The organism is Amycolatopsis sp. NPDC005003 (genome assembly GCF_053600695.1).
The window spans coordinates 103,050-120,970 of record NZ_JBSGAI010000022.1 but is presented as its reverse complement, the minus strand read 5'-3'; the positions used below and the strand labels follow the sequence as shown (position 1 = coordinate 120,970).

At 71.7% G+C, this 17,921-nt stretch carries 20 protein-coding genes; 11 read left to right on the top strand and 9 right to left on the bottom strand.

Annotated features, from left to right (window positions below; translation table 11 throughout):
* Positions 1 to 6: 6 nt before the first annotated feature.
* Positions 7 to 2,244, bottom strand: coding sequence for a helicase-associated domain-containing protein (locus ACWED2_RS25080; protein ID WP_449692922.1), 2,238 nt, complete (start codon positions 2,242 to 2,244; stop codon positions 7 to 9).
* A gap of 88 nt (positions 2,245 to 2,332) precedes the next feature.
* Here ACWED2_RS25080 and ACWED2_RS25075 point away from each other — a divergent pair, with 88 nt between their 5' ends.
* Positions 2,333 to 2,512, top strand: coding sequence for a hypothetical protein (locus ACWED2_RS25075; RefSeq protein ID WP_247058525.1), 180 nt, complete (start codon positions 2,333 to 2,335; stop codon positions 2,510 to 2,512).
* Between the two features lie 104 nt (positions 2,513 to 2,616).
* Positions 2,617 to 4,005: a malic enzyme-like NAD(P)-binding protein gene (locus ACWED2_RS25070; RefSeq protein WP_449692921.1), complete on the top strand. Its 1,389-nt coding sequence runs from the start codon at positions 2,617 to 2,619 to the stop codon at positions 4,003 to 4,005.
* A gap of 110 nt (positions 4,006 to 4,115) precedes the next feature.
* Here the strand turns inward: ACWED2_RS25070 and ACWED2_RS25065 are convergent, their stop codons facing one another.
* On the bottom strand, positions 4,116 to 4,526 hold the full coding sequence (locus tag ACWED2_RS25065; RefSeq protein ID WP_449692920.1) for a PIN domain-containing protein: 411 nt from the start codon (positions 4,524 to 4,526) through the stop codon (positions 4,116 to 4,118).
* Positions 4,514 to 4,780 carry a type II toxin-antitoxin system Phd/YefM family antitoxin gene (locus ACWED2_RS25060; protein ID WP_449692919.1) on the bottom strand — a complete coding sequence of 89 codons (267 nt, stop codon included), beginning with the start codon at positions 4,778 to 4,780 and terminating at the stop codon, positions 4,514 to 4,516. The genes ACWED2_RS25065 and ACWED2_RS25060 overlap by 13 nt, the downstream gene beginning before the upstream one ends.
* Positions 4,781 to 4,859: 79 nt before the next feature.
* Here ACWED2_RS25060 and moaC point away from each other — a divergent pair, with 79 nt between their 5' ends.
* Positions 4,860 to 5,330, top strand: coding sequence for a cyclic pyranopterin monophosphate synthase MoaC (gene moaC, locus ACWED2_RS25055; protein WP_091318516.1), 471 nt, complete (start codon positions 4,860 to 4,862; stop codon positions 5,328 to 5,330).
* A complete protein-coding gene (locus ACWED2_RS25050) occupies positions 5,327 to 6,244 on the top strand; it encodes a molybdenum cofactor biosynthesis protein MoaE (protein ID WP_449692918.1) in 918 nt (305 codons plus the stop codon). Before moaC ends, ACWED2_RS25050 begins: the two co-directional genes overlap by 4 nt.
* A 359-nt stretch (positions 6,245 to 6,603) precedes the next feature.
* On the opposite strand, the gene ACWED2_RS25045 is transcribed toward ACWED2_RS25050, so the two are convergent.
* The 3 genes from ACWED2_RS25045 to moaA all read right to left on the bottom strand — a co-directional run bounded on the left by ACWED2_RS25045 (position 6,604) and on the right by moaA (position 9,424).
* Positions 6,604 to 7,248, bottom strand: coding sequence for a transglycosylase family protein (locus tag ACWED2_RS25045; RefSeq protein WP_449692917.1), 645 nt, complete (start codon positions 7,246 to 7,248; stop codon positions 6,604 to 6,606).
* A 906-nt stretch (positions 7,249 to 8,154) separates the two neighbouring features.
* Complete coding sequence (locus ACWED2_RS25040) at positions 8,155 to 8,406, bottom strand: MoaD/ThiS family protein (RefSeq protein ID WP_449692916.1); 252 nt, start codon at positions 8,404 to 8,406, stop codon at positions 8,155 to 8,157.
* A gap of 10 nt (positions 8,407 to 8,416) precedes the next feature.
* Complete coding sequence (gene moaA, locus ACWED2_RS25035; RefSeq protein ID WP_449692915.1) at positions 8,417 to 9,424, bottom strand: GTP 3',8-cyclase MoaA; 1,008 nt, start codon at positions 9,422 to 9,424, stop codon at positions 8,417 to 8,419.
* Between the two features lie 137 nt (positions 9,425 to 9,561).
* On the opposite strand from moaA, the gene ACWED2_RS25030 reads away from it, so the two are divergent.
* From ACWED2_RS25030 to ACWED2_RS25010, 5 genes are read left to right on the top strand one after another with little or no spacing between them, the layout of a single operon-like run.
* Positions 9,562 to 10,041 (top strand): MarR family winged helix-turn-helix transcriptional regulator, encoded by a 480-nt coding sequence (locus ACWED2_RS25030; RefSeq protein WP_449692914.1) that lies wholly within the window; start codon positions 9,562 to 9,564, stop codon positions 10,039 to 10,041.
* Positions 10,042 to 10,074: 33 nt separating this feature from the next.
* Positions 10,075 to 10,479 (top strand): TOBE domain-containing protein, encoded by a 405-nt coding sequence (locus ACWED2_RS25025; protein ID WP_449692913.1) that lies wholly within the window; start codon positions 10,075 to 10,077, stop codon positions 10,477 to 10,479.
* Positions 10,476 to 11,282, top strand: coding sequence for a molybdate ABC transporter substrate-binding protein (modA, locus tag ACWED2_RS25020; protein WP_449692912.1), 807 nt, complete (start codon positions 10,476 to 10,478; stop codon positions 11,280 to 11,282). The genes ACWED2_RS25025 and modA overlap by 4 nt, the downstream gene beginning before the upstream one ends.
* 58 nt (positions 11,283 to 11,340) lie before the next feature.
* Positions 11,341 to 12,108 carry an ABC transporter permease gene (locus ACWED2_RS25015; protein WP_449692911.1) on the top strand — a complete coding sequence of 256 codons (768 nt, stop codon included), beginning with the start codon at positions 11,341 to 11,343 and terminating at the stop codon, positions 12,106 to 12,108.
* Positions 12,105 to 13,172 carry a sulfate/molybdate ABC transporter ATP-binding protein gene (locus tag ACWED2_RS25010; protein ID WP_449692910.1) on the top strand — a complete coding sequence of 356 codons (1,068 nt, stop codon included), beginning with the start codon at positions 12,105 to 12,107 and terminating at the stop codon, positions 13,170 to 13,172. The genes ACWED2_RS25015 and ACWED2_RS25010 overlap by 4 nt, the downstream gene beginning before the upstream one ends.
* Before the next feature lie 9 nt (positions 13,173 to 13,181).
* Here ACWED2_RS25010 and ACWED2_RS25005 read toward each other — a convergent pair whose 3' ends face one another.
* Positions 13,182 to 14,960 carry a multicopper oxidase family protein gene (locus tag ACWED2_RS25005; RefSeq protein ID WP_449692909.1) on the bottom strand — a complete coding sequence of 593 codons (1,779 nt, stop codon included), beginning with the start codon at positions 14,958 to 14,960 and terminating at the stop codon, positions 13,182 to 13,184.
* Positions 14,961 to 15,150: 190 nt separating this feature from the next.
* Here ACWED2_RS25005 and ACWED2_RS25000 point away from each other — a divergent pair, with 190 nt between their 5' ends.
* Both ACWED2_RS25000 and ACWED2_RS24995 read left to right on the top strand, forming a co-directional pair.
* Positions 15,151 to 15,945 carry an HAD-IIA family hydrolase gene (locus ACWED2_RS25000; protein ID WP_043776367.1) on the top strand — a complete coding sequence of 265 codons (795 nt, stop codon included), beginning with the start codon at positions 15,151 to 15,153 and terminating at the stop codon, positions 15,943 to 15,945.
* Positions 15,946 to 15,982: 37 nt separating this feature from the next.
* Complete coding sequence (locus tag ACWED2_RS24995) at positions 15,983 to 16,783, top strand: metallophosphoesterase family protein (RefSeq protein WP_449692908.1); 801 nt, start codon at positions 15,983 to 15,985, stop codon at positions 16,781 to 16,783.
* Here ACWED2_RS24995 and ACWED2_RS24990 read toward each other — a convergent pair.
* Positions 16,780 to 17,154, bottom strand: coding sequence for a YccF domain-containing protein (locus tag ACWED2_RS24990; protein ID WP_449692907.1), 375 nt, complete (start codon positions 17,152 to 17,154; stop codon positions 16,780 to 16,782). The two genes, ACWED2_RS24995 and ACWED2_RS24990, sit on opposite strands and share 4 nt — an antisense overlap.
* A complete protein-coding gene (locus tag ACWED2_RS24985) occupies positions 17,154 to 17,918 on the bottom strand; it encodes a PhzF family phenazine biosynthesis protein (protein WP_449692906.1) in 765 nt (254 codons plus the stop codon). Before ACWED2_RS24985 ends, ACWED2_RS24990 begins: the two co-directional genes overlap by 1 nt.
* Positions 17,919 to 17,921 lie beyond the last annotated feature (3 nt).

The following is a 17,921-nucleotide window of genomic DNA, read 5'->3' as shown; positions in this document are numbered from 1 at the left end:
GGGGTGTCAGTCCTCCACGAGCGCGGCCGACGTGATCCGGTGGAGCGAATACCGCTCGTTGTTGTCGCCTTCGAGAACCCCGCCGCCGACGCGCACCGGCCGGACCACGCGCTGGCTCGCCGTCCCGCGGGAGTCCACGAACCCGATCCACACCTCGCGGCGCTCCAGCGTCGCCCGGGACAGCAGTTCGAGCGTCGCCGACGTGTCCGCGCCGCCGCCGACCGGCGCGCGCACCGCGGAACCGCGGCGGCGGGCCGAAGCCGCGTCGCCGGCGCGGAGGTTGGAGACGATCCGGGCCGCCTGGTCCTCGGTCAGCAACGCCTGCTCGCCCGGGCTGCGGCGCGCCGCCCGTGCTTTCGCCGGGAGCCGGCGGCCGCCGGGCCGGATGTCGACCACCCGGCCGTCCGGGCCCTCCGCCGCCGGGGCGAACCCGGCGCCGCGCAGCGCGGTGAGGACCTCGTGGAGCGGGTCCGGGCTGATCACGACCGTCGGCGCGATCAGCCGCAGCGCGTGCTCCGCCGCGACCGGGTGGGCCAGCACCTCGGCCAGCAGGGCTTCGTCGTCGCACCGCAGGAACGACGCCGCGACGCCGCCACGCAGCCGTCCGTGCCGCCGGGCGACGTCGTCGATCAGGTAGCTCAGCCCCTGCGGCACCGGGGTGGCCGACTTCGTCTTGAACAGCGCGTGCAGCTCGTCGGCCGTGCGGCCGGTGTCCAGCGCGCGCCGCACCGACGCTTCGGTGATCCGGTAGACCGTCGCGTGTCCCGCCGACTCGACGTCGGCGGCGGCCGAGATTTCCGCCGCCAGCTCCGGCTCCAGCGGCCCCGGCGCGACGACCGTCAGGTCGGCCTGCAGCAGCACGCGGTCCACCGGCGCGGGCAGCGCGTCCATGATCGCCTCGACCGCGCCCGGCCGGTCTTCGGCGAGCAGGGCCCGCGTCGCCGTCGTGACCCCGCCGAGCCCGACGATCCCCAGCGCGCTCGCCTCGGCCATCGTCCAGCGGACGGTCTCGTCCCGCAGCCGCCCGCCCCGCCTCGGTGCGCGCCAGGCCAGCACCGCCACGAGCTCGTCGACGCTCTTCACGCCGGCGCCGCGGGGCAGGTCGGCCAGCGCGGTGAGGACCCGCCGTCGCGCCACCGGCGCCAGCGGGCGGCGCAGGTCCTCCGAAAGCGGTGCGATCGGCTTGTCCTTGGCGTCGCGTCCGCCGGCCATTCCCGGCAGGCGCGGCAGCTCCAGCCACGCCTGGGCGAGCGTCATCCACCGCTGCGCGGTCGGCGACGCGAGCCACGAGTCGGTCAGCGTCGTCGGCACCCACTCGGGCACGGTCGCTTCGCTGTCGGCGACGAGCCCGGCGCCGACGGCCAGCTCGGCCAGCAGGATCGCCTGTGCGTCGTCGACCTCCAGGTCCTTGGCGAGCTTCTTCAGCTCCCGCACGCCGAGGCCGCCCGACTTGAGCACCGGCGGCGGGGCCGCCGACCACGCGCGCAGCAGGGCTTCGGTCTGGCGCAGGAACTCCATCGCCTCACCGGCCGCCGCTTCGTCCAGAGTGGACGGCTGGTGCGGGTGGACCGGCAGCTCGGGCTCGGTGAGCGCGCCGGGCGCGAACGCGCCGCCGCGCACGGCGATGCCGAGCTCGCGCGGCAGCTCGACGGTCTGGTCGTCGCGCCGCAGCAGCAGGCCGCGGGCGAGCAGCTTCTGCACCGGCGTCTCGGCCTTCTCGAGCGAGAGGTCGAGCCCGGCGTCCCGGGTGCGGCCGATCGGCGGGCCGGCGGCGAGGGCGGTCAGCACGGCGCGTTCGTCGTCGGACAACTCGGCGAGCCGCGCGCCGAGGTCCTCGGCGGCCAGCGACGGCGAAGACGTGCCCAGCCCGGCCGGGAACGGCCCGAGGGCTTCCCGGGCCGCGGGCGGCACGCGCAGGGCGTCGTCCGGGCCCCAGGCCAGCGCCCGCGCCCGCAGGCAGGCCAGCGGCGCGGTGACGTCGGCCTTGACCAGCTTCGCGACGTCTTCGACCGGCACCGGGTCACGGTCCGCGCCGGCGAGCAGGCACGCTTCGAGCACGGCCAGGGTGAAGGTGTCGAGGTCCTCGCAGGCGCGCGCGACCGAGCCCGGCGTGCCGGCCCGGGTGGCCAGCACCGTGCTGTCGGAGGGCGGGGGCGTCGACAGGTCGCGCCGCGTGCGGAGCAGCTCTGTGAGTGCGTCGTCGGACTCCGCACGCAGCCAGTCCGCCAAAGAGGTCGCGGGCATAGACGACCAGGATACCGGGCGGTTGCGAGAGGCCGCCCGGTCTCGGGCAGACTGTCCCCGTAAGACCGAAGACGCTGTGGAGGACGTTGTGGCCAAGGGTGAGAAGAAGCACAAGGGCGTCGACCCGACCTGGCCGGGCGAGGCCGGCGAGCACCCGGTGACCGAGCTGGCGTCCGACCGCCAGGGCGCGCTGTCGCCGTTCGGCGACCTCACCTTCCCCCTCGACACGGTGCCCTACGTGCACCCGGAGACCGAGATCAACCGCTGACCGCATAGTTACTGGTCAGTACCGGTATCGGGGCCTCGTGAGGGCGGTCACGGGAGTAGGTTTCCTCCCGTCCCAGCCCACCTTTCCCACACGGGGGTAGTGCCATGCCGGTTCCCGGTCCCGGATATTCGATCACCGTCCGGGTGGAGGCCCCGGCCTCGGTCACCGCGGCCGGTGACCTGACCGCGGCCGTCGGCCGCGTCGGTGGCGTGCTGACCGCGTTCGACGTCGTCGAGTCCCACTCCGACTCGATCGTGGTCGACATCAGCGCCAACGCGCTGTCGGAGAACCACGCGAACGACATCACCCAGACGCTCGACTCGCTGCCCGGCGTGAAGGTCCGCAAGGTCTCCGACCGGACGTTCCTGATCCACCTCGGCGGCAAGATCGAGGTCACGCCCAAGGTCGCGCTCCGCAACCGTGACGACCTCTCCCGCGCCTACACCCCGGGCGTGGCCCGCGTCTGCCAGGCGATCGCGGCCAACCCCGAGGACGCGCGCCGGCTGACCATCAAGCGCAACACCGTCGCGGTGCTCACCGACGGCTCCGCGGTGCTCGGCCTCGGCAACATCGGCCCGGCCGCCGCGCTCCCGGTGATGGAGGGCAAGGCGGCGCTGTTCAAGAAGTTCGCCGACGTCGACGCCTGGCCGGTGTGCCTGGACACCCAGGACACCGAAGAGATCATCATGATCGCCAAGGCGCTGGCCCCGGTGTACGCGGGCATCAACCTCGAGGACATCGCCGCGCCGCGCTGCTTCGAGATCGAGAAGCGCCTGCGCGAGCAGCTGGACATCCCGGTGTTCCACGACGACCAGCACGGCACGGCGATCGTGGTCGTCGCGGCCCTGCGCAACGCCCTGCGCGTGGTGGGCAAGAGCATCGAGGACTGCAAGATCGTGGTCAGCGGCGTCGGCGCGGCGGGCTCGGCGATCATCCGCCTGCTGCTGCACAAGAACCCGCGCGACATCGTCGCGGCGGACATCGACGGCATCGTGCACTCCGCGCGCGGCAACCTCGACGACAACCTGGCTTGGATCGCGTCGCACACGAACACGGAGCAGGTCAGCGGCACCCTGCACGAGGCGCTGGCGGGCGCGGACGTGTTCATCGGCGTCTCGGCCCCCAACCTGTTCGGCGCCGAGCAGGTGGCGACGATGAACAAGGACGCGGTGGTCTTCGCGCTGGCCAACCCGGACCCGGAGATCGACCCCCTGGAGGCCCAGAAGCACGCGGCGGTCGTGGCGACGGGCCGCAGCGACTTCCCGAACCAGATCAACAACGTCCTGGCGTTCCCGGGCGTGTTCCGCGGCCTGCTGGACGCCCACGCGCACAACATCGACGACTCGATGCTCCTGGCCGCGGCCGACGCGATCGCGGACGTGGTGGACAACGGGAAGCTGAACGCGTCGTTCATCGTGCCGAGCGTGTTCGACAGCGCGGTGGCGCCCGCGGTCGCGGAAGCGGTCCGGAAGGCTGTGCGCGCCGAGCGCTGAGGGCCGGCGGCCGGATCTTCTGGCAGGTGGTCGAAGCGGGGGCGGCCGTCAGTGGTCACCAGTGTGCTGGTGGTGGCCCGGGCGGTCGCCGAGGCTGTGCGCGCTGAGGTTCAGCGAACCCGTTCCAGCAGCCGGACTTCGACGTCCGGCAGGTCGTCGAAGCGGGCCCGGCCGTCCGTGGTCACCAATGTGCGGCCGGTGGCCCGGGCGGTCGCCGCGATGATCAGGTCGTGCGCGCCGCGGGACTGGCCGGTCCGCTGGAGGTGCGCCAGCAGCTCGGCGTGGTGCTCGACGACACTCGTCGTGTAGTCGACCACCGGGGTGACGGCCAGGAACTCCGCCAGGAACGCGCTGTGCGCCGCCCGGCGGGCCGGGTTCGGGTCGAGCCGCAGGCCCACCTCGTACTCGGTGATCGCCAGGGCCGGCACGGCGACGTCGTCCTCGTCGCCGATCGCCTCCGGGGGCAGCCGCTGCCGGGCGGCGTCGATGAGGATGCCGGTGTCGAGGATCAGTCGCGCCACGGGTCGCCGTCCAGCTCCGCGGATGCCGTCTCGCGGACCTGCGCCACGTTCTCCTCGAACCGGTCGTCCACGTCGAGCTTTCCGGCCCAGCGGTGGAACACCCGGCACACCTCGGCGCCGTTCGCGAGCGGTGCGGGCACGATCAGCGCCACCCGCCTGCCGTTGCGGGTCACGACGATCGTTTCGCCGTTCTCCGCCTCGTCGAGCACCGCGGAGAACGACCGGGACGCTTCGGATGCGGTCAGTTCCAGCACGGGATCAGATTATCAGAATCCGGGGTTCTGAACGACCGGCCGCCGCGGCATCACCCGATCGCGGAAGTAGCCTCGGCGTGTGAGTGAACTCAGCCACGTCGACGAGACCGGCGCCGCCCGGATGGTCGACGTCTCCGGCAAGACCGCCACCGCGCGCACCGCGCTCGCCGCCGGGACCGTGCGGACCACCGCCGAGGTGCTCCGGCTGCTGGCCACCGACGGCCTGCCCAAGGGCGACGCCCTCGCCACCGCGCGTATCGCCGGGATCATGGGCGCCAAGCGCGTGCCCGAGCTGATCCCGCTGTGCCACCAGATCGCGTTGTCCGGGGTGAAGGTCGAGTTCGCCCTCGGCGAGGCCGAGGTCGGCATCCGCGCGACGGCGAAGACCACCGACGTCACCGGCGTCGAGATGGAGGCGCTGACCGCGGTGGCCGTCGCCGGGCTGACGCTGCACGACATGATCAAGGCCGTCGACCCGGCGGCGACGCTGGACGAGGTCCGCCTGCTCCGCAAGGACGGCGGCAAGACCGGAACCTGGGAGCGGCCGTGAAGCGCAGCGCGCGCGTGATCGTGGCGTCCAACCGCGCCGCGAAGGGCGTCTACGAGGACAAGACCGGCCCGGTGATCGCCGCCTGGCTGGCGGACCGCGGGTACGACGTGCCGGCGCCGGTCGTCGTCGAGGACGGCGACCCGGTGGGCGTCGCGCTGCGGGCCGCGCTGGCCGACGGCGTCGCCGTGGTGCTCACCACCGGCGGCACCGGCATCTCGCCGACCGACCGCACCCCGGACGTCACCCGCGCGCTGCTGGACCGCGAGCTGCCGGGCGTCGCCGACGCGATCCGCGCGGCGGGCCTGCCGAAGGTGCCGACGGCGGTGCTGTCGCGCGGGGTGGCGGGCGTGGCCGGGCGGACCCTGGTCGTGAACCTCCCCGGCTCCAGCGGCGGCGTCAAGGACGGCCTCGGCGTCCTGGACGGAATCCTGGAGCACGCTGTCGACCAGCTGGCCGGAGGCGACCACCCGCGCCCCGCCGCCGCGCCCGCGGTCCGGGTCGCGCGGGCACTGGTGACCGAAGAGGCGCTGTCGGTCGAGGAGCACGCCCGCCTGGTCGAGGACGACGCGGCGGGCGCGGTGGTGACGTTCGCGGGGGTGGTCCGCGACCACGACGGCGGCAAGGGCGTCCGCGACCTGACGTACGAGGGCCACCCGAGCGCCGGCCAGGTGATCGCGGACGTCGTCGCGGACCTGTCGGCGCGCTGGTCCGGCGTCCGCGCGGTCGCCGTGAGCCACCGGGTGGGCGCGCTGACGATCGGCGACGTCGCGCTGGCCTGCGCCGTGGCGGCGGAGCACCGCGGGCAGGCGTTCGCGGCGTGTTCGGAGCTCGTGGACGAGGTCAAGGCGCGGCTGCCGGTCTGGAAGCACCAGCACTTCACCGACGGCACGGACGAGTGGGTCAACTCGCCGTGATCCGGAACGCCGCGACCCGGCCGCGGCGAACCGGTCCGGGCGGCGGCGGTGGCAGGCCCGGCTTGAGGAACATGCAGGCGGGCTGACGGCGCTTTGGGTGGGGTTGTCCGGTTACCGGGATTACGCGCCCCTGAGAGGCGCTCTCGCGCCCTGAGCGCCTGCCGTCGGCTGTTTCCACGTTGAGGCGGCTCTGTGGCCGCTGGGGTGGCCTCCGGCCCCCGGTGTCCAGCTTACCGGTGAGGGCCGACAGTTCCGGGGCCGTGGAACGCGTGAAGGGCTCCCACCGCCCGGGGGATCGGCGGTGGGAGCCCCTTTCAGGTCACGGCTCGAGGCCGGACTCGTGCATCACTGCGAGATCGTCACTTGGTGGCGATCTTCTGCCCGACGAGGATCAGGTCCGCGTTCGGGATGTACTTCGCGTTCAGCTCCTGCAGCTTCTGGTAGCCGCCCTGGACGTTGAACTGCTTGGCGATCTTGGACAGGGTGTCGCCCGCCACGACGGTGTAGTCACCGGCCGGGTTGGAGCTGCTCACGCCGGTCGCCGCGGGGGCGGCCGCCGGGGCCGGCGCCGCCGCCTTCTTCGGGGCGGGCGCGGTCGTGCTCTTCTTCGGGGTCACCTTCTTGGTGGTGTTGCCGCTGGCCTTGGGGGCCGACGAGCCGCCGCCCTTCTTGCCACAGACCGGCCACGCGCCGATGCCCTGACCCTGCAGGACGCGCTCGGCCACGGCGATCTGCTCCTCGCGGGAAGCGTTCGCCGCGCTGCCGGTACCGCCGTAGGCCTTCCAGGTGCTCTGCGAGAACTGCAGGCCGCCGTAGTAGCCGTTGCCGGTGTTCGTGTTCCAGTTGCCGCTGCTCTCGCACTGCGCGATGGCGTCCCAGTTGGTCGCCGACGCGGGGGTCGCGGCGATCGCGAGGGGAGCGCCGACCGCAATGCCCGCGATGGCGACGCGAGCGACGGTGCGGGTGGCAGCGGACATCTTGCGGTGCTTGCCTCGGTAAGACATTTGGATGCTTCTCGGTTTCCCAGCGCCTACGAACCGGTGTGCGGGTCAGGATCGGGGTCCTGGCGCCGGCCATCCCAGGCCGGCAGACGAGTCCGACGCACGCCGCGTCTTCGTCGTCCCCTCGTCCCTGTCCGGAAATGCTTTCGCTCGGGGTATGGGTCCGGGGATCCGTCGGACAGGGCTAGGCGCTTCGGATTCCCGGTCTTGCGTCGGTCGGTCGGGGCCAACCGAAAAGCGACGGTACGTAACGATGGCCGTGATCGGAAATTATTCGGGGCGTGACCTACGTCACAGTAACGGCACGCAACCCCGGTCGATATGCCTGTTTGTGCAGGTCAGGGGGCCGTTATCTGGCCGTTTCCTTGCCGAGATAAAACACGGATCGTGAGGCTTGCATCACGTGTTTCGGGCAGCGAATGGGCCATTCGCGCCCTCCGGATCGCGATTGAAGCGCGCATCTTATGGGCCTCGCGGGGATGGCGCCAGACTTGACAATCCTGCATCAGTTGCCCCAGGAGTCACAGTAGTCCCACCCGTTCGTGCGGTTTCCCGACCCGGTCGGAGCGCCGGTGGCCGCCGGCTCGGCCCGCCGACCCCGACACAGGGCGACGGACCAGGTGAAACAGGTCACCGGAAGGATGGCGACCGTGCGGGATCAGCTTCGCGCGAACACCCGGAATCGGTGACGCGCCACGCCGAGGGCCCGGAACGCCCGTCGCCGAGTGGTCGGCGGCGAGACTCGAGCGGCAGCCGTTTTACAGGGAGAACGAACTCGCGCCCGCTGGTCCGGACGGAGCAACGCCTTGCCGCTCCGGACGCCACGCGTACCTGGCTGGACGACACGCCGCGGTGGACTGTCGGCGCCGTGTCGTCCGCCCAGGTACGCGGGCCGGCCCTTCGGGACCGTCAGCCGCCGGCGAAGGGCGGGAGGACGTCCAGCTCCGCGCCGTCGCGGAGGGTGCGGGTCAGGTCGCGGACCGCGATGCCGTCCAGCAGGTAGCTGACCGCCTCCAGCAGGCGCGGCAGGCCCGCCGGGTGCAGGCGGGCCAGCTCGGCGGCCGCGTCGGCGACCGACGCCCCGGCCGGCAGCTGCACCTTCTCCTCGTCCACGCCCGCCGCGGCCCGCGCCGAAGCGAAGTACCGCACCACGATGGTCACCGTCGCCACCTCAACCGCCGATCGCGCTCATCGGCCGGATCGGCTGCGCGAACCCGGCGTCGTTGATCTCGTGCCCGGCGAGCTTGCCCCACATCGTGGCCCGCCACGCGTCCGCGACCTCCTCATCGCGCGCGCCCGCGCGCACGAGGGACCGCAGATCCGTCTCGTCGTTGCTGAACAGGCAGGAGCGCACCGCGCCGTCGGCGGTCAGCCTCGTCCGCTCGCAGGCCGAGCAGAACGGCCGGGTCACCGACGCGATCACGCCGACGTCGCCGGGCCCGCCGTCGACCAGCCAGCGCTCGGCCGGCGCGCCGCCGCGGGCCTCCGAGGCCGGCGTCAGCTCGAACGACGTCGCCAGCATCGAAAGGATCTCGGCCGCGGTGATCATCTCGCCGCGGTTCCAGCCGTGCTGGGCGTCCAGCGGCATCTGTTCGATGAACCGCAGGTGGTAGCCCTCGTCGAGGCAGAACTTCAGCAGCGGCACGGCTTCGGTCTCGTTGAGCCCGCGGATCAGCACGGCGTTGACCTTCACCGGCGCCATCCCGGCGTCCCGCGCCGCCGCGAGGCCCGCGAGCACGTGGGAGAGCCGGTCTCGCCGGGTGATGGTCTTGAACAGCTCGGGGTCGACGGTGTCGAGCGAGACGTTGATCCGGTTCAGCCCGGCGGCCGCGAGCCCGGCCGCGCGCTTGGCGAGCCCGATGCCGTTGGTGGTCATGGACAACCGGGGCCGCGGCGAGAGTGCCGTGATCTGCGCGACGAGGTCCTCGAGGCCCGGCCGCAGCAGCGGTTCCCCGCCGGTGAGCCGGATGTCGGTGACGCCCAGCATTTCGACGGCGATCCGCATCAGCCGGACCAGCTCGTCGTCGGTCAGCACCTGCTCGCCGGGCATCCAGTCGAGGCCCTCGGCGGGCATGCAGTAGGTGCAGCGCAGGTTGCACCGGTCCGTCAGGGAAACCCGCAGATCGGTGGCCACCCGGCCGAAGGTGTCGATGAGATGCGGGTTCTCGGGCCGGGGCACGCGAGATGACCCTCGTGTGCCGGGGACGCGAGGAAACCCGAGATCCACTGCTGTCATTGCGCCCAGGGTAGCTCTCGGAACGCCCCTTGGGATACTTTGCGCAGTGAGTGGTTCAGGAGCCGAACTAACGAGGGCCTGTGGCGGAAAAGACTTACCCGGTCACCGAAGAGGAACTCTTCCGCTTCGCGGAATTGGGCCGGCAGGGCAGCACGTTCACCGTCCTGCGGCACGCCCGGATCGCCGAGCGGATGGGCCTGTCCGGCACCGATCACAAGACGTTCGACCTCGTCATCCAGGCAGGTGGGCCGCTCACGGCGGGCCGGATCGCCGGGCTGACCGGCCTGTCCACCGGTGCGGTCACCGGGGTCATCGACCGGCTGGAGAAGGTCGGCCTGGTCCGCCGCGTGCGCGACCCCGAGGACCGGCGCAAGGTCCTCGTCGAGGTGGTGCCGGGGGCGGCCGAGCGCTTCGCCCCGCTCTTCGAGTCGGCCTTCGGCACCCTTCGGGACCTGCTCGCGCAGTTCTCCCCGGCGGAGCGAAAAGTGATCGAGCGTTATCAGAATGTCATGCTCGACGAGCTGCGCGCCGAGGTCATGGGGAATTCGCGCCCCGCATAGCTTTTCCTCACCTGCGGAGATAATGTCTGCGGCATGCCGCAATTTCGGTTGTCCGAGGCCGCGCGCCTGCTCGGGGTCAGCGACGACACCGTCCGGAGGTGGGTGCGGGCGGGGCAGCTGACCGCCACCGACGACGCCGCCGGCCGCAAGGTCGTCGACGGCGCCCAGCTCGCCGGGTTCGCCCGCGCGCAGGCCGCCGCGCCCGACGACCCGTCCACGGTCGGCCGGTCCGCCCGCAATAGGTTCGTGGGGCTGGTCACCGAGGTGATCGCCGACAAGGTGATGGCCCAGGTGGAACTGCAGTGCGGGGCGCACCGCGTGGTGTCCCTGATGAGTACGGAAGCCGTCCGCGAGCTGGGCCTGCGCCCGGGGGTGCTCGCGGTTGCGGTGGTCAAAGCGACCACTGTGGTGGTGGAAACACCGGAAGGAAGTCGATGAAGAAGCTTGTTCTCGCCGTGGCCACCGTTGCCCTGTTCGCGGGCGCGTGCAGCAGCTCGGACGAGCCCAGCACGAAGCCCGGCGCGTCGGTCACCGCGCCCGCGCCCAAGGGGGCCGCGAACTCGGGTGGCGGCACGCTGACCGTGTTCGCCGCCGCGTCGCTCACCGAGTCGTTCACCGCGCTCGGCAAGGCGTTCGAGGCCAAGCACCCGGGCACCACCGTGAAGTTCAGCTTCGCGGGCTCGTCCGGCCTGGTCCAGCAGCTGACCAACGGCGCCAAGGCCGACGTCTTCGCCTCGGCCGACCAGGCCACCATGGACAAGGCCGTCCAGGGCGGCGTGGTCGACGGGCAGCCGGCGGTCTTCGCGACCAACAAGCTCGCCATCGCGGTCGCGCCGGGCAACCCCAAGGGGATCAAGTCCTTCGCCGACCTGAACAAGCCCGGCCTGACCGTGATCACCTGCGCCCCGCAGGTGCCGTGCGGTGCGGCGGCCAAGAAGGCCGAGACGGCGACCGGCGTCACGCTCAAGCCGAAGAGCGAAGAGCAGGACGTCAAGCAGGTGCTGAACAAGGTCGCCTCCGGTGACGCCGACGCGGGTCTGGTCTACGTCACCGACACGACGTCGGCCGCGGGCAAGGTCGCCAAGGTCGACTTCCCGGAGGCGGCCCAGGCGATCAACAGCTACCCGATCGCCGTGGTCAAGGGCGGGCAGAGCGCGCTGGCCAAGGAGTTCGACGACTTCGTCCTCGGCGCCGAGGGCAAGACCGAGCTGACGAAGGCCGGGTTCGGTCCTGCGCAGTAAGCGTTCCCCGAACGGCCGGCCGGGATCCGTCCCGGCCGGCCGTTCGCGCGTCCCGTGGGTGCTGGGCATCCCGGCCGCCCTCGCGCTGGCGCTCGTCGTCCTCCCGGTCGTCGGGCTGCTGGTGCGCTCGGACCTGACGCGGCTGCCGTCGCTGATCGGCACGCCGTCGTCGTGGCACGCGCTGCGGCTGTCGCTGATCACGGCCGCGCTGTCCACGCTGGCCTGTGTGCTGCTCGGTGTGCCGCTGGCCGTCGTGCTCGCGCGGGCCCGCTTCCGCGGGGTCCGGGTGCTGCGCTCGATCGTGCTGCTGCCGCTGGTGCTGCCGCCGGTCGTCGGCGGCCTCGCGCTGCTCTACCTGCTCGGCCGCAAGGGCTTCCTCGGCGCCTTGATCACCGCGCTGACCGGGGAGTCCGTCCCGTTCACCACGGCCGCCGTGGTCATCGCGCAGACGTTCGTCGCGATGCCGTTCCTGGTGGTCAGCCTCGAAGGCGCGCTGCGCGGCTCCGGCGACCGCTACGAGCAGGTCGCCGCGACGCTCGGCGCGCGCCCGTGGACCGTGTTCCGCCGCGTCACGCTGCCGCTGCTGCTGCCCGCCCTCGGCTCCGGCGTCGTCCTCAGTTTCGCCCGCGCGCTCGGGGAGTTCGGCGCCACGATCACCTTCGCCGGCAGCCTCGAAGACGTCACCCGCACGCTGCCGCTGGAGGTCTACACGCAGGCCGAAGTGGACATCGACAGCGCGGTCGCGCTCTCGTTGCTGCTCATCGTCGTGGCGGTGGTCGTGATCGCCGTCGCGCGGCCGCGCTCGTGGGAAGGCGGCCTCCGGTGAGCCTCGCCGCCCGGATCACCGCCGTGCGCGGTTCGTTCTCGCTGGACGTCGAGCTCGACGTCCCCACTGGGCACGTGCTGGCCCTGCTCGGCCCGAACGGCTCCGGGAAGTCGACGGTCCTGGGCTGCCTCGCGGGGCTGATCACGCCGGCGTCGGCGGAGATCACCGTCGCCGGCCGCGCGCTGGCCGGCGTCGCGCCACACCGCCGGGGGATCGGGCTGCTCTCCCAGGACGCCCTGCTCTTCCCGCACCTCTCCGCGGCGGACAACGTCGCCTTCTCGCCGCGCTCGACCGGCGCCGGCCGCCGGGCCGCCCGGGAGCGCGCCTTCTACTGGCTGGCCGAAGTGGACGCCGTCCCGCTGGCCGACCGGCGGCCGGGGCAGCTGTCGGGTGGCCAGGCCCAGCGCGTCGCGATCGCCAGGGCACTGGCCGCCGAACCGGACCTCCTGCTGCTCGACGAGCCCTTCGCCGCCCTCGACGTCGACGCCGCACCGGCGATCCGCGGCCTGCTGCGCCGGGTCCTCAAGACCGGGCCGACGACCGTGCTCGTCACGCACGACCCGCTGGACGCGCTCGCGCTCGCCGACCACGTCGCGGTGCTGAACGAGGGCCGGGTGGTCGAACGCGGCCCGACCCGTGAAGTGCTTTCGGCGCCGCGGACGGCGTTCACCGCGCGGATCGCCGGCCTCAACCTCGTGGCGGGGACCGCGGTGGCCGAAGGGCTGCGGACGGCGTCCGGTTCGGTGGTGGCGGGCATCCCGGCCGCCGACGTGGTGCCCGGGGAGCCCGCGGTGGCGGTGTTTTCGCCGAATGCCGTCGCCGTCTACCCGCACGACGGCGACCACCACGGGAGCCCCCGCAACACGGCCGACGGCGTCGTCGCGGCCCTGGAGCCGCACGGCCCGGTGATCCGGATCCGGGCCGAGGGCGACGGCTGGGCCCACGGCCTCACCGCCGACCTCACCCCGGCCGCGGTCGCCGAGCTCGCGCTGGAGCCCGGCTCCGCGGTGACGCTGTCGGTGAAGGCCGCGACCGTGGCGATCCACCCGGCCGCGGCCTCCTAGCCGGCGGGATCAGGCTGCGTCGTCGTGGTGGTGGCCGCCGCCCGGGTGGACGTGGAACTTCGCCACCGCCGGCGGGTGCACGACGAACGGCCGCATCATGCCCTCGTCCTCGTGGTCGAGGATGTGGCAGTGGTACATGAACTCGCCGGTGCCACCGCCGAACTGCCCGGCGACGCTCACCCACTGGCCGGGGTTCACGATGATCGTGTCCTTCCAGCCCTCCTCGTACTTCTCCAGCGGGACGTCGGTGAACCCGTCGATCGGGGCCGTCGTCCGCTCCGCGGCCTGGTCGAACGTCGTCGTGAAGCGCCGCCGGAACAGCGCCTGGAACTCCGTCAGGTGGATGTGGATCGGGTGCGACGGCCCGCCGTTCGCCACGTGCAGGATGTTCCACACCGCCCACCGGTCGTGGTCGATGAAGATCCCGGTGGTGTCGTCGAAGATCCGGCCGATCATCCGGAACGTCTTCAGGCCGCCGTTCGGGTCCTGGACCTGGATGATCCCCTCGCCGCCCGGGTCCGCCTCGACCTGCTCGAGGTCCCACATCTCCGGGTGGCCCGCCTTGTTGAGCAGCAGCGCGACCCAGACGTGGTCGTGGTCTTCCGGCAGCGTCGTGCCGTGCCGCAGCCGGACGTAGGACGTCGAGATCTTCTCCGGCAGCGTGAACGGGTCGTGCTTGGTCCGGCCGTCCACCCGGAACTCCATCAGGTCCGGCTCGATCACGCCGAGCCGCGGATCGGCGTTGCGCAGCTTGAGCTTCTGCCCCTTGAAGCGGCTGAAGTCGATGAGGACGTCGAAGCGCTCGGCTGGGGCGACGGTCAGCCCGCCGTTCGGCAGCGGGGCCGGCGCGGGCAGCAGGCCGCCGTCGGTGCCGATCAGGCGGACGGCGTCGTTGACCGGCACGTTGTTTTCGTCGACCAGGTCGAGCGTGTAGAACCGCGAGTTGGCCGCGTTGAGCACGCGGAAGCGGTACCACCGCGCGTCGACGTCCAGGTGCGGCCAGATCACGCCGTTGACCAGGGTGAACGGGCCCGAGAACGGGATCGCCGGGCCGTTCGGGATCACCGGGAACTTGAAGAGCAGCTGCCCGGTGAGCGCGCCCGTCGCCGGGTCGAGGTCCAGGTTCCGGTCGGTGATGATCAGCGGGATCTCGCGGTCGCCGTGCGGCAGGCCGAGCGCGTCCTCCTCGTCGTCGCGGATCAGGTACATCCCCGCGAGGCCCGTGTGGACGTTGAAGCGCGTGATCGCCATGGCGTGGTCGTGGTACCAGAGCGGCATCGCCTGCTGGCGGTTCTGGTACTCGGCCAGCTGGGACGTCCCCTTCAGGCCCGCGTTGTGCGCCCAGCCGTCGTTACCGGCGTTGGTGCGTGCGCCGTGGAGGTGGACGACCGTCCACGCCGGCAGGTCGGCGACGCCCTCGACGATCGAGTAGCCCGGCTTGTCCAGTTCGCGGCCCGGCCGGCTGGTGGGCGCGTCGGTGAGCGGGCCCTGAACGGCCACGAGCGGGAACTCGCCGTCGATTTCGTTCGACCACGAAATCCGCAGCTGCCGGCCGCTGCGCACTTCGATCGTCGGACCCGGGAAATGGCCCGCGTACGTCCACAACGTACTTTCGGGCAATTCCGAGTGCAGCCGCTGCCGCTTTTCGATCATCGGGATGGTGATCGTTTCCCGGCCGCGTGGCCGGTGCACGGGTGGAATGCGGAGTGGGTCGAGGAACTTGGTGAGTCCCCAGTTCGGTGCGGTGATCGGCCCGGACGTCACCGGGCGTTCGATGATTTCGGTCATGGTTCTCCCCCTTCGGTGCGGGGGCAGGAAGAATTGCGCCGCGACGTGCACGGCGCCGACGTCGAAAAGTATTCCCCCGAACCCCCTCGGTGACCGGTAGCGCGACTCCCCTCGCGGTAACGGCAATTCCAACTGTAGCCCTTTTCTCCGTATCACGCAGGTGTCTCGCGCGCGTGATAGGTTCCGGACCATGAGCGAACGCCGGTGGACGTACCTCTCCGACATGGACGGCGTCCTGGTGAAGGAGGAGCACCTCGTCCCGGGGGCCGACGAGTTCCTCGCCGAGCTGAAGGCGAACGGCATCGACTTCCTGGTGCTGACCAACAACTCGATCTACACCCCGCGCGACCTGCGGGCGCGGCTGGAGCGCACCGGGCTCGACATCCCCGAGGAGTCGATCTGGACCTCGGCCTTGGCGACCGCGAAGTTCCTCTCGTCGCAGCGGCCGAACGGCTCGGCGTACGTCATCGGCGAAGCGGGCCTAACGACGGCGCTGCACGAGGTCGGCTACGTGCTGACCGAGCGCGACCCCGACTACGTCGTGCTGGGCGAGACCCGCACGTACAGCTTCAGCGCCATCACGCGCGCGATCCGGCTGATCGAGGGCGGCGCGAAGTTCATCGCGACGAACCCGGACGCGACCGGCCCCAGCCTGGAGGGCTCGATGCCGGCCACCGGGTCCGTCGCGGCGCTGATCGAGAAGGCCACCGGGCGCTCGCCGTACTACGTCGGCAAGCCGAACCCGCTGATGATGCGCTCGGCGCTGCGGCGGCTCGGCGCGCACTCGGAGTCGACGCTGATGATCGGCGACCGGATGGACACCGACGTGCACTCGGGCATCGAGGCCGGGCTGCAGACCATCCTGGTGCTCACCGGCATATCCACCCCGGAGTCGGCCGAACGCTATCCGTACCGGCCGACGATGGTGATCGACTCGGTCGCTGACCTGATCGGGCGGACCCTGGACCCGTTCGGAGAAGGCTGACCTACGCCACACCGGAAGCAGGGCTTATCGTCACCGGATGAGCAAGTCCACGTATGTGGTCGGTGACGTCCACGGCCACCGTGACGAACTCGCCGACGCCCTGAGAGCCGAGGGCCTGGTCGACGAAGAGGACAACTGGTCCGGCGGCGAGGGCCGGCTGTGGTTCCTCGGCGACTTCGTCGACCGCGGCCCGGACGGCGTCGGCGCGATCGACCTGGTCATGCGGCTCGAAGAGCAGGCGGCCGACGCCGGCGGCCAGGTCCAGACGTTGCTGGGCAACCACGAGATCCTCGCGCTGGGGATGTACCACTTCGGCGACGAGCCGGTGCCGTCCGACTTCGGCCCGCGCAGCTTCGCCCGCAGCTGGGAGATCAACGGCGGCCTGCTGTCGGACCAGGACCGGCTGACCCCGGAGCACATCGAGTGGCTGACCGCGCGCCCGCTGGCCGCCGTCGCCGCCGACCACCTGCTGCTGCACTCGGACACGCTGGAGTACCTCGACTGGGGCTCGTCGATCGACGAGATCAACGAGGCGGCTCGCGAGATCCTCGAGGGCAGCGACATCGAGGCGTGGTGGGACGTCTGGCGCCGCATGACGACGCGCTACGCCTTCCGCGGCCCGGACGGCGAGGAAAACGCGCAGAAACTGATGGACCTGCTCGGCGGCTCGCGGATCGTGCACGGCCACAGCGTCATCGCCGACCAGCTGGGCATCCACCCGACGCAGATCGAGGGCCCGTTCCTGTACGCGGGCGGCAAGGCCCTCGGCGTCGACGGCGGCCTCTTCGTCGGCGGGCCGTGCCTGGTGGTCGAGCTGCCGTTCTCGCCGGAGTCCTAGGGAATCTCGACGATCTCCTTGCCGAGCGGCACGAGTGACACCGGGATCAGCTTGAAGTTCGCGATGCCGAGCGGGATCCCGATGATCGTGAGGCAGAGCGCGACGCCGGTGAAGACGTGGCCGAGCGCGAGCCACCACCCGGCGAACACGAACCACACGACGTTGCCGACGCACGAGGCGGCGCCCGCGTCCCGCCGGTCGACGACCGTGCGGCCGAAGGGCCAGAACGCGTAGCGCGCGATCCGGAACGACGCCAGCCCGAACGGGATGGTGACGATCAGGATGCAGCAGATCACCCCGGCGACCAGGTAGCCGACGGCCATCCAGAAGCCGCACAGGACGAGCCAGATGATGTTCAGCAGGACGCGCATCAGACGTGCAGCTCCCCGCTGAGGACGGTGACGGCCTGGCCGGCGAGGTGGACGCGGTCGCCGTCCTGGCGGGTCCGGACGATGCCGCCGCGTGCCGAGGCCTGTTCGCCGGTGAGTTCTTTCCTGCCGAGCCGCTCGGACCAGTAGGGCGAGAGGATGCAGTGCGCGGAGCCCGTGACGGGGTCCTCGTCGATGCCGACGCCGGGGGCGAAGAAGCGGCTCACGTAGTCTGTTCCGTCGCCTTGTGCGGTCACCAGGAGTCGCCCGGTCCAGGTGTCCTTGAGCTTCCCGAGGTCCGGTTCGAGGGCCCGCACGGTCTGGCTGTCGCTTACGACGGCGAAAAGGTTCTCGACGCCGCGCCCGGTGTACTCGATGTCGACGCCGGGGAGGATTCCGGACAGGTCGTCGTCGGTGGGGTGCGGCGGGTCGGAGGGGAAGTCCAGCTCGACCCAGCCGTCGTTCGCGGTGGCCCGCAGTTCACCGCTTTTGGTGGCGTAGGTCTGTTCGCCGCCGAGGACGTGGGTTACGGCGAGGGTGGCGTGTCCGCAGAGGGCGACCTCGACGGCGGGGGTGAACCACCGGAGCGACTTGGGGCCTGATGTTCCGCCTGTTCCGGTGACGACGAAGGCGGTCTCGGCGTGCTTCATCTCGGCGGCGACGGCCTGCATCCAGGCGGGATCGGCGGGCTCGTCCAGCAGGACGACCCCGGCGGAGTTCCCGGTGAAGGCGCGATCGGTGAAGGCGTCGACGATGAAGAAGCGCATGTC